The sequence below is a fragment of the Pseudoalteromonas sp. ESRF-bin5 genome, from assembly GCF_002632075.1.
In the GTDB taxonomy this organism is placed as follows: Bacteria; Pseudomonadota; Gammaproteobacteria; order Enterobacterales; family Alteromonadaceae; genus Pseudoalteromonas; species Pseudoalteromonas marina.
Genome location: NZ_NTLW01000192.1, coordinates 1 through 11437, shown reverse-complemented (window position 1 = coordinate 11437; position 11437 = coordinate 1). Strand labels below are relative to the sequence as shown.

Sequence of the window (11437 nt, the reverse complement as noted above, 5' to 3'; positions counted from 1 at the left end):
TTTTAGCAACACGAAAAGCCCCTTTTTGGTGCATTAAAAAAGAGTTTTGCCACACGGTGTACCGGTATTAAAAAACGCGCTTATTCCTGGGGAAGAATAAGCACGGATAGTGCGTTAAGCGTTAACATGTTGCACTAAAAGCGCTGGGTCAATATTCATTGTATGATTAACTACTTCACCAATGATAATGAGCGTTGGCCCCATTAACGTAGCTACTGATTCATTATTCGATATATCGTTAATAGACCCTGTTATTATTTTTTGGTTAGTTGTTGTTGCATTTTCTATTAAGGCAATAGAAGTGTTGTCGGGCCAACCTACTGATTTTAAGCCTTCACATAATTCGTTAAGCCTACTCAGCCCCATGTAAACAACAAGTGTTGGGTTGTTTTTACCTTGCATAAATGTGTAATTTTGCCAATTAGGTAACTTTTTAGGATCGGCAAATTGAGCGGTTAAAAAAGTTACACTGCGAGCTACATCACGAGCAGTTAAGGGAATACCTGTATATGCCGATGCAGCGCAAGCGGTTGTCACACCAGGAACAATTGCAAAACTAATATTATTTTGTGTTAGCGCGTCAGCTTCTTCATTTATACGAGCAAAAATGCTCGGGTCGCCGCCTTTTAAGCGCACTACATTTAACCCTTGTTGAGCATACTTAACTAAAAGATCACAAATATTCGCTTGCGACATAGAGTGTTTACCAGCGCGTTTGCCTACGAATACTCGCTGTGCTTTTTTAGGTAGTGTGTTTAGTAAATCTTCACTTACTAGCCAGTCATACAAAATAATATCGGCAGATTGAATTAATCGCTGAGCCTTAACCGTAATGAGTTCGGCATCGCCTGGGCCCGCACCAATAATATAAACATGGCCATTTTTAGCTTTTTTGTCGGTAAACTCAACCCCATTGGTTAGCTTGTTAATTACTTTGTTTAACCAGATGTTTTCAACACCCGAAAAATAAGAGAGCACACTCATAATTATTCCTCTAAGCTACAGCTGCTATTGCTTTAGGCTCAGCGTTTATAAATACGTTGCCGTCTTCAATTTTAATATCAAACACGGGGACTTGAATTGACTCATCTTCAAGACATTGGCCTGTTTCTAAACAAAAATGCTGTTTATATAAAGGTGAAGCCACAACAAATTTATTACTGAAAGAGCCTATAATTCCGCGCGATAACACATTCGCTTTACCGATAGGATCATAGTTACCGACTGCGAATAAAGGGCATTCATTTTGTGGTAGGTAAAAAATAGCCACTTGTTGGTTTTTAACTAGTGCGCATACGCCGCTGTTAGCAACAAGGCAATCGGTTGTTCCAATATTATGCCAAGACATCAGCTTGCTCCTCTTGTGTTTCTGTTACCGCAATACGGTTTTGAGTTATCTGTTGTTCGCGTTTTTCAGCGTCTGTGGCTGGGCGAATTTGATTACGTTCTTGCACAAACAAAATGTTGTCATCGGTTTGTGGGCTATTAACAAATTGGCGAAAGCGTTTTGTTGCTTCTGGATTGTCTACTGTTTTTTTCCACTCACATGCGTATGTATTCGCTACCAAATCCATTTGTTCTTCAAGCTCTTGGCAAATACCTAAACTGTCGTCAATCACTACACTTTTGAGATAATCAAGGCCGCCCTCTAAGTTCTCCATCCATACTGAAGTACGCTGTAACTTGTCGGCGGTTTTTATGTAAAACATCAATACACGGTCAATGTATTTTATAAGCGTGGTTGTATCTAAGTCGGTAGCAAATAAGTCTGCATGGCGAGGGCGCATGCCACCGTTACCACACACGTATAAGTTCCATCCATTTTCAGTTGCTATGATACCAATGTCTTTACTTTGTGCTTCAGCACATTCGCGGGTACAGCCTGACACTGCCATTTTTATTTTATGAGGAGAGCGCAATCCTTTATAACGGTTTTCGATATCGATGGCATGACCTACACTGTCTTGTACGCCATAACGACACCATGTACTTCCTACGCAAGACTTAACCGTTCTCAGAGATTTACCATAAGCGTGACCTGTCTCAAAGCCAGCATCAATCAGTCTTTCCCAAATAACAGGCAGCTCTTCTAAACGTGCACCAAATAAATCGATGCGTTGTCCGCCAGTCACTTTACAATAAAGATTAAAGTCTTTAGCTACTTGACCGATGACAATGAGTTTGTCGGGTGTAATTTCACCACCAGCAATACGCGGTACAACAGAGTAAGAGCCGTCTTTTTGCATATTGGCAAGGAAGGTGTCGTTTGTATCTTGAAGACCTACATGTGTTGGCTCTAGGATAAAATCGTTCCATGTTGAGGCTAAAATAGAGGCCACTGCGGGTTTACATATTTCACAGCCATGGCCGCTGCCATGTTTAGCTATTAAATCATCAAAAGTTTTGATGCTTTCTACTTTAACCACATGGAGTAATTCTTGACGCGAATACGCGAAGTGCTCACAGAGGTGATTATTTACTTCAACGCCTCGACTTGCCAGTTCGTCGTCAACTACCGATTTAAGTAACGCTGCACAACCACCGCAACCGCTGGCAGCTTTGGTGCATGATTTAACTGAGGCTAAATCGCATGAGCCACCATCAATAGCTCCCACAATGTCGCCTTTACTCACGTTATGACACGAACAAATAGTGGCTGTATCGGGTAGGGCGCTGCCCGCAAGAGAAGGGGCGCCGGCGCTATCTGGTAAAATTAAACATTCAGGGTGCTCTGGTAAGTCCATGTCGTTTAACATGTATTGAAGTAGCGTATCGTAATCACTGGTATCGCCAACAAGGACAGCGCCTAAAAGCTTATCGCCAGTTTCATTTAATATAATTTTTTTGTAGCAATCTCTAATTGGATCTTGATAAATGAGCTCTTTGCAGTTGGGCGTTTTTGCATGCGCATCACCAATAGATCCTACTTCTACACCTAATAGTTTTAATTTAGTGCTCATATCTGCACCTAAAAACTCAAGCTCGCCGCCACTTAGCTGGCTTGCTGCAACGCGAGCCATGTTGTAACCCGGCGCCACTAAGCCAAATAACTTTTTGTCCCATAGGGCACATTCGCCAATAGCCAAAATATCAGGGTCTGATGTTTGGCACTGGTTATTGATAACTATACCGCCACGCTCCCCAAGCTCTAGATCAGCCACTTTACCTAGCTGATCATAAGGACGAATACCGGCAGAGAATAGAATTAAGTCGGTTTCTAAATAAGTGTCGTCTGAAAAGTTTAATCTAAAGCGGCTAGTTTCACCTTTAACTATTTCGCTGGTCGCTTTTGATGTATGAACAGTCACACCCAGTTTTTCTATTTTATTTTTTAATAGCGTGCCGCCTTGCTCGTCTAGCTGGACAGCCATAAGCTGCGGCGCAAATTCAACAACATGTGTATCAAGTCCTAATTGTTTAATGGCGTTCGCGGCTTCAAGTCCTAATAAACCACCACCAATAACTACACCACTTTTACTGGCTGCGGCACTGGCTTTTATTTGCTCTAAATCCTCTAGGGTGCGATAAACTAAACAATGTGGTTGATCGTTTCCCTTAATTGGCGGGACAAACGGGAACGAGCCCGTAGCAAGTACAAGCTTATCGTACGGGTATTGATCGCCTGTTTGAGTATTAACAACTTTGTTTACTCTATCTATGCCTTCAACCCATTGGTTAGTGAATACATTAATATTGAGTTGTTGATAATTTTCTAAAGTTGTTAGCGCTAAATCGTTTGCTGTTTTACCATCAAATACGCTTGATAAATAAACACGGTCGTAAGCTAAATTTGCTTCACCACACAAAACGGTGATGTTTGCGTTAGCATCGCTTTGGCGCATTTTTTCTACAAAATGATGTCCGACCATACCATTGCCAATTATTAGTATTTTTTGCGCGGTTTGCATTAGGCATTCCTTCAGTGACGGTTTAAATTTTACACACAAAAAAGCCCGTCACAATTGTAATTAAATACAATTGTGTACGGGCCTCTTTGCCTCTGGTTGCTTTTTCAACCAATATGTATGCCGTTAATTAACGTGCTTAGTGTTCAATAAAGCAATAACCTAGCCATAACTTTAAGCTGTTGATTAATAGTTATATTAATGTGCTTTTAGGATTTAGAGATTTAAAAACGAACACTTTAGGTGCAAGGTTAGTACTAATTAGTGCAGTAAAAAATATATTTAATGTTTTGAAAATGAGTGAGAGTTATCCCCATTGTTTTGTTAAATTGTGGGAGCTACTCATATGGGTGTGTTGCGTGCAACATCCATTTAACCAGTGATAAGCGCTAACGTGTTTTTTAGCTATGTAGTTAACTATTAATGAAAGCGAGCAGGGTAATCATAGTTATATAGAAGCCAACGCCTAGCGCAATAACCGGCACTACTTTATTGGATTTCCTTTGTTTAAAACTAGCATAATCTTTAAATTCCATTTTATAGCTTCCAAACGTTGTAACTTTTAACAGCATACAACCTGTTGCATAAAACAAGAAACCGAAGGCTGTTTCAATTAAAAGCCATAAAAATATATCTGTAACAATGCTCATTTTTCCCCCTTAATCAAAAAGCTCAGCTAATTAGCGTAAACCAATAATAGTAAAGCATAGTTATTGGTAAAAAATAATACTTAAATTGTAAGTAAACATGCGAGTGTATTCTCTCACATTTTGCAAAATGCAAACTTGTCAATTGCAAACTGCATTAGGATTATACTGAATTTATTTTATTTATAATAAATTCATAAAGTTAAGTTTTGGAATAGACCCTGCAACAGTTTAATTACTTAACTTTTTAAGGGCTAAATTATGAAACTAAATAAACTTGCAACAGCATGCTTAGTTATATTTCCATGCGCTGTGCTCAGTCAACCATTCGAGTCTTGCCCCAGCCAGGCATTTTTAATGCAAGATGCTAACGCGCAACTATACGGAATAGATTTAGTTTCAGCTAAACCTACCGTTTTAGCATCGCAGCTAACGTTCGCTAACGAATTAAATACTAACAGCGTTAATGCAGTTGGTTTTAATTATAAAGATCAATACATGTACGGTTACAGTAAGCAAACGCCTGGTAGCGTAGTGCAGCTTGGCAGCAACTACGAAATGAAGCGGCTAAACGTACAAGGTTTACCTGCCACTAATTTTTACGTCGGTGATATACAAGTTGTAGGTGAGGGCAATGACCAACGAGCTACCTATTATGTTTATCATCCTAACTTTGGCCTATATGGTATTAATTTAGATGGTGACTTAGATGCATCTATTACGGCAAGTTTGTTAACCAATACAAACACTTGGAAATTGTCTATTTATGACTTTGCCTTTCACCCAGCTAGTAACCTTTTATATGCGGTTGAGCCAAATGGCAATTTATACGAAATAGATATTGCAGCAAATACCCATACGTTAATTACTCAAGTTGATGTAGGCGATGATACTGGCGCATTTGGCGCGGCTTATTTTGATGTGAAGGGCCAGTTTTATTTTAGTAACAATAAAAGCGGTAAAATCCATAAAGTTGATTTAAGTGTTAGCCCAGTCGTTGGCTACACCCCGGTGGCAAATGTATTTACATCGGGGCCTAAATCAAGTCAAAACGACGGTGCGCGCTGTGCCATTGCCGAAGTAAAAGTAACTGATAGCTCAATTGATTTTGGTGACGCGCCAGCGCCTTACAACACAAGCCTTGAGCAAAGTGGCGCAAGGCATTTATTTGACCCTAATAGTACCGGCTCAGATTTAATTTATTTGGGAAGCTCGGTGGATGGTGAAAACATTAATACCAATGCCGATTTACTATTGTCTCCTATTGACGATTCAGACGATGGCGTAAGTTTTGTAACGGCGATTTCGGCAGGGCAAGACTCGCAAATTATTGTTAACGCGTCTACTTCTGGCTTTTTATATGCGTGGTTTGATTGGGACCAAAATGGCCGTTTTACTGAAGACGAAAGAATGGTAACTAAACGTGCCATAAATGAAGGCGATAACAGCATTTTAATCACGGTGCCAAGTAACACTAAAGCGGGCCAAACATGGGCTCGATTCAGAGTCACCGATGGCACAGAGGCGTCGCTGATCACGGCAACAGGCGGTGTGCTGGGCGGCGAAGTAGAAGATTACGAAATTACCACTTATGCAAGCGCTGTTTACCCTGGCGAAAATGACTGGGTAACCCTTGCATTTGAGGATAGATGGCCGTTTGCAGGTGATTACGACTTTAATGATCTAGTGCTCAATTACAGAACCACACAGCTTATGGAAGGGAGTAATGTGGTTGGCTATAAAATAGATGGTCAACTAATTGGTATTGGAGCCACATACCATAATGGCTTTGCTGTGAGATTAAAAGAAACTGTCAATAATACCACTCACACTATTTTACGAGACGAAGTAGATGAAGATGCAATTAGCTTTATTATTGACGGGCAACCGCAAACAGCGAGTCCTTTGGAGGCAGGTAGAAACGAAGCTATCCTCATTTTCATGCAAGATACCTGGGCTCACGTTTCAAAAGAGTCGGGCTGTAGTTACTTTAGAACAGAAGATAATTGCGATGAAAACGTAAAAGTTACCTTTAGCATGAGCATTCCTTTAAAAGAACCAAAAGCTAAAAGTGCATCTCCCGGTACGCTACTTGACCCGTTTATTTTTGCAACTAATGGCTTTTACCACGGTGATTTTTTAGTCGGAAAAAACGCCCGAGGATGGGAAGTACACATTAAAAACCAGGCACCAACTGAAGCGTTTGATACATCACTTTACAGCGTTACAAACGCAGATGTTGTGATTCAATGAAACCGGACACCAATTTAGGTGGTATTATTACCACTCAAACAGAGGTGTTCTATGACAAAACAACGTCGCTCTTTTTCTCAAGAGTTTAAACTTGATTCAGCAAAATTAGTCCTTGATGAAGGATATTCATTCCCAGAAGCTGCTCGCTCACTAGAAGTCGGTGAAACAGCCCTTCGTCGCTGGGTTAAGCAATTACAAGATGAGCGTGGTGGCACAACACCAAACTCTAAAGCGCTTACCCCTGAGCAACAAAAAATTCAGGAGCTTGAAGCTAAAGTTAATCGACTTGAAAGAGAAAAAACAATTTTAAAAAAGGCTACCGCTCTCTTAATGTCAGACGAGATGAACAATATTCGTTGATTGGCCATTTAAGTGAGCATGAGTCTGTAGAAATGGTCTGTAGCGTGTTTGATGTTCCGCGTTCGAGCTTTTATGATTTTAAGCAGCGTGAGACATCAATTAAGCTTGAAGAGGTGCAACTTAGGTCGACGATTAATGAGTTATTTTCGCTCAGTCGTGGAGCTGCCGGTAGCCGCACGTTGGTGGCGATGCTAAAGGACGCAGACTTACCTGTTGGTGTCTTTAAGGTACGCCGTATCATGCGTGACCTGTAATTAGTCTGTAAACAACCAGGGCCTCATTCATATAAATTAGCGACGGTGGAGCGAGCAGACATTCCAAACATACTCAATCGTGAGTTTGACGTTGATGGTCCAAACCACATTTGGTGTGGAGATATAAGCTATATTTGGACGGGTAATAAATGGTCTTATCTGGCTGTTATTATCGACTTATTTGCTCGTCGCGTGGTTGGCTGGGCAATGTCTGATAAGCCTGATACTAACTTAGTTATTAAAGCATTAGATAGAGCATACGAGCAACGGGGCAGGCCATCTGGGCTAATGTTTCATTCAGACCAAGGCTGTCAGTACAGCGCCAAAAGGTTTCAACAAAGGCTGTGGCGTTACCGTATAAAACAAAGCATGAGTCGCCGAGGAAATTGCTGGGATAATGCCCCGATGGAGCGCCTATTTAGAAGTTTAAAAACGGAATGGGTTCCATCATTAGGTTATAGTAATTATCAAGATGCTGAAAAAGATATTAGCTATTATTTGATGAATTACTATAACTGGCACAGACCACATAGCTATAATCAAATGGTTGCCCCAGCTGTAGCAGAAGAAAAACTTAATTCACTGTCCGGAATTAGTTGACCACAACACCTGAGCACAAAGCAATTGCTAGGCAAGCAGTTAGAGAATCGTTAGTGTTGTTGAAAAATAATAATAACCTTTTACCACTTAACCCAAATAGTGAGGTATTAATTGCGGGTGATGGTGCTGAAAATATGAGTAAGCAAACGGGTGGTTGGACAATTAACTGGACAGGCGAAGGTAATGTTAAATCTGATTTTCCAGGGGGAACGTCAATTTTTGATGGTATAAAGCAAGCGGTAAACAAAGCGGGCGGCAATGCAGTGCTAAGCCCTGATGGTAGTTTTGATGTAAAACCAGATGTTGCCATTGTTGTGTTTGGTGAAAATCCGTATGCAGAGTGGATTGGCGATCTAAAATCAATTGCTTATCAGGCTCATTCTCACCGTGACGCCAAATTAATCGAGTCATTAAAATCACAAGGTATAAAAGTTGTATCGGTGTTTTTATCGGGCAGACCTTTATGGGTAAACAGAGAAATCAATGCATCAGATTCGTTTGTAGCAGCTTGGCTACCTGGTAGTGAAGGTGTTGGTGTAGCTGATGTTTTGTTTAAAGATAATGAGGGCAATATTCAATTTGATTTTAAAGGTAAGCTTTCCTTTTCATGGCCTAAATATGCATCACAAGTTGTATTAAATCGTTACGATGAAAACTATGATCCACTTTTTGCATATGGATTTGGGTTAACCTATAAAGATAATGTGATGCTTAATAAATTAAGTACAAAGAATGACTTTATTTTTGAAACACCTGTCAACACCCCTTATCAAATAATGCAAGGAAGAGCGAAAGGGGACTGGAATTATCAATTGCAGTCAGGTGGACAAACAAAAGACATCCACACGCCATCAGGAAATATTAAAGGCTTAACGATGATTGAAGCCGATAAAAATATTCAAGGTGATGCAAAAGAATTTACGTGGAGTGGTGCTAATAATGCTTCTGTACTGATTAGCTCATCCTGGTACCGAGAAGATCTATCTCAATATTTGATCAATAAAAGCGCGCTAACGTTTGATGTGAGAGTCGAAACCCCTCCTAGAAATGAACTTTATGTTCAAATGGGATGCGCAAAAGGTAAATGCGCAGAGCTGAATATTTCGCCCATGCTAAAAGAGTTTAAATTGAACACCTGGAATACCGTTTCTATAGATTTATTATGCTTTGCTAAAAGTGGAGTGGAGTTTGAACGCTCGAGTGCCCCCTTTGTGTTAACAAGCGAAGGCGCAGCTAAAATACGAATTGCTAATGTTCAATTTGAACCCAATGCGCAAAAAATGGCCACTTTAAAGTGCAGTGAATAATAAACAAGAGCACTTATTATAACTTAATAGCAAGTGCTCTATTTTTTGCTTCGACATTATTTATACGAAAGGGTCATATGAAACATATTATTTTATCATTACTGCTACTGAATGTGCTTGCTCTGACCTCTTGCTCGGTATTAGTAAAAAAAAATCCCAGTAAATTAAGTAAGTTATCCTCAAATCAGCAAATTGCAATTAATCAATTAGGCTACTTAAATAAAAGTGAAAAAATTGTTGCAATACCGAACGTAACAGCTTCGCAATTTGATGTAATTAATGCGAAAACGAACAAGGTGGTTTATACCGCTCAGTTGAGCGCAGCTAAAATATGGACTCTTTCTGGCAATGATGGTCACAAGCTTGCCGATTTTTCTGAAGTTGTCACTTCGGGTCACTATTTTTTGCGTGTAAAGGGTGTTGCAGATTCTTCATTATTTCGAATTAGTGATGATGTTTATGATTCACTTAGTAAAGCCGCTTTAAGATATTATTATTTGAACCGCTCTAGTACTCCTATTGAAGAGAAGTTCGCGGGAATTTATGCAAGACCAATGGGTCATAAAGATGACATTATTGGTTATCATCCTTCTGCTGAGCCAAGGTACAAAGGCAAACGAATAGACTCACAAAAAGGTTGGTATGATGCAGGCGACTATGGCAAGTATGTTGTTAACTCAGGTATTAGCACGTATACACTGCTTGCAGCGTTTGAACATTACCCTGATGTTTATAAAAAACAAACCCTAAACATACCTGAATCTGAAGATAACGTTCCTGATATTATAAACGAAGCCCTATGGAATCTTGAATGGCTGATCACTATGCAAAGCGATGATGGGGGTGTATATCATAAGCTAACAACTCGTGAATGGCCAGGGAATGAAATGCCACATGAAGATCAACGCCCACGCTTAATAATAGGGAAATCAACAGCAGCAAGCCTTAATTTTGCAGCTACGCTTTCGATGGCTAGCCGGGTGATTGAACCTTACTACCCCAATAAGAGTAAGCAATATTCAAATGCAGCCATAAAAGCATGGCGTTGGGCGCTTCTAAACCAAACACGATATTACGAGCAACCAAGTGATATTAAAAGCGGTGAATATGGAGATCATTATTTAAAGGATGAATTTGCTTGGGCCGCTGCAGAGTTATTTATAACCACTAAAAATAAAAACTTTTACACTATTTATAAAGAGATAAATATTGATTACGTGGCTCCAGCGTGGCGAAATGTATCGTACCTTTCTTTGAGTAGTTTGCTGTTTAAAGCAAAGGACTTATTATCTAAACAAGAATACGAAGCCCTTAAAATAAAGCAAAATGACTTAGCTGATATATATTTAAACCAACATAAAAGCAGTCCATACAATGTTGCTATGCAAAAATCAGACTTTGTATGGGGGAGTAACTCAGCCGCGTTAAATAAAGCGATGGTTTTGCTACAAGCCGCTCAGATAAATAAAAATAACGATTATAAAAATGCAGCTCATGGACTTGTCGATTATGTATTAGGGCGAAACCCTACGGGGTACTCTTTTGTTACTGGGTTTGGCACTAAAACACCTTTGTATCCACATCATCGAATTTCACACAGTGATAATGCTGTTGCGCCTGTACCAGGAATGCTTGTAGGAGGCCCTCATTCAGGACAACAAGATAATTGTAACTACTTATTCAATGAGCCAGCAAAATCATACGTTGACGATTGGTGTAGCTTTTCAACTAACGAGGTTGCGATTAATTGGAATGCGCCACTTGTGTATGTACTTGGTGCGCTCTCTGACTAGCAACTTTATAAGTTTTAATTTTCACAACTCAGTTGATTCTATTTATTGACCCAAGGAAAGCGCTATAAAAGTAGGGAGAAGATTTTCTTGAGTTTATATTTTTTGAATTGGTACGACTGAGTGGATTCGAACCACCGACCCCTACCATGTCAAGGTAGTGCTCTAACCAACTGAGCTACAGTCGTACAATTTGAGGTTCTTAAATATAACTTATTCAATAAATCAGAATAAATTTGGTACGACTGAGTGGATTAGAGTCACTGACCCTTGGACCGGGTGGTCAAGAGTAGGTAGTGCTCTTTCCTTCAATTATACATC

Annotated in this window: 7 protein-coding genes, 1 tRNA gene and 1 pseudogene; 4 read left to right on the top strand and 5 right to left on the bottom strand. The window is 39.9% G+C overall.

Going from position 1 to position 11437, the window contains the following annotated elements:
• Positions 1-114: 114 nt before the first annotated feature.
• The 4 genes from cobA to BCG07_RS11775 all read right to left on the bottom strand — a co-directional run bounded on the left by cobA (position 115) and on the right by BCG07_RS11775 (position 4555).
• Entirely contained in the window at positions 115-984 is an 870-nt protein-coding gene (gene cobA, locus BCG07_RS11790) for a uroporphyrinogen-III C-methyltransferase (RefSeq protein WP_286890266.1), read from the bottom strand.
• Positions 985-994: 10 nt separating this feature from the next.
• Complete coding sequence (nirD, locus tag BCG07_RS11785) at positions 995-1348, bottom strand: nitrite reductase small subunit NirD (protein ID WP_286890264.1); 354 nt, start codon at positions 1346-1348, stop codon at positions 995-997.
• Complete coding sequence (gene nirB, locus BCG07_RS11780; protein WP_286890262.1) at positions 1335-3908, bottom strand: nitrite reductase large subunit NirB; 2574 nt, start codon at positions 3906-3908, stop codon at positions 1335-1337. The genes nirD and nirB overlap by 14 nt, the downstream gene beginning before the upstream one ends.
• 410 nt (positions 3909-4318) lie before the next feature.
• Positions 4319-4555: a hypothetical protein gene (locus BCG07_RS11775; protein ID WP_008131282.1), complete on the bottom strand. Its 237-nt coding sequence runs from the start codon at positions 4553-4555 to the stop codon at positions 4319-4321.
• 258 nt (positions 4556-4813) lie between these two features.
• On the opposite strand from BCG07_RS11775, the gene BCG07_RS11770 reads away from it, so the two are divergent.
• The 4 genes and pseudogenes from BCG07_RS11770 (at position 4814) to BCG07_RS11755 (ending at position 11119) form a co-directional block, all read left to right on the top strand.
• Complete coding sequence (locus BCG07_RS11770) at positions 4814-6805, top strand: LruC domain-containing protein (protein ID WP_286890259.1); 1992 nt, start codon at positions 4814-4816, stop codon at positions 6803-6805.
• Positions 6806-6856: 51 nt separating this feature from the next.
• Positions 6857-8019 (top strand): annotated as a pseudogene (locus tag BCG07_RS11765) (IS3 family transposase).
• A complete protein-coding gene (locus BCG07_RS11760; RefSeq protein WP_286890256.1) occupies positions 8016-9326 on the top strand; it encodes a putative glycoside hydrolase in 1311 nt (436 codons plus the stop codon). The pseudogene BCG07_RS11765 and the gene BCG07_RS11760 overlap by 4 nt, the downstream one beginning before the upstream one ends.
• 77 nt (positions 9327-9403) lie before the next feature.
• The gene (locus BCG07_RS11755; protein WP_286890254.1) at positions 9404-11119 is read left to right on the top strand and encodes a glycoside hydrolase family 9 protein; all 1716 of its coding nucleotides are present in this window, start codon (positions 9404-9406) and stop codon (positions 11117-11119) included.
• Between the two features lie 108 nt (positions 11120-11227).
• Here the strand turns inward: BCG07_RS11755 and BCG07_RS11750 are convergent.
• Positions 11228-11304, bottom strand: a tRNA-Val gene (locus BCG07_RS11750).
• Positions 11305-11437 lie beyond the last annotated feature (133 nt).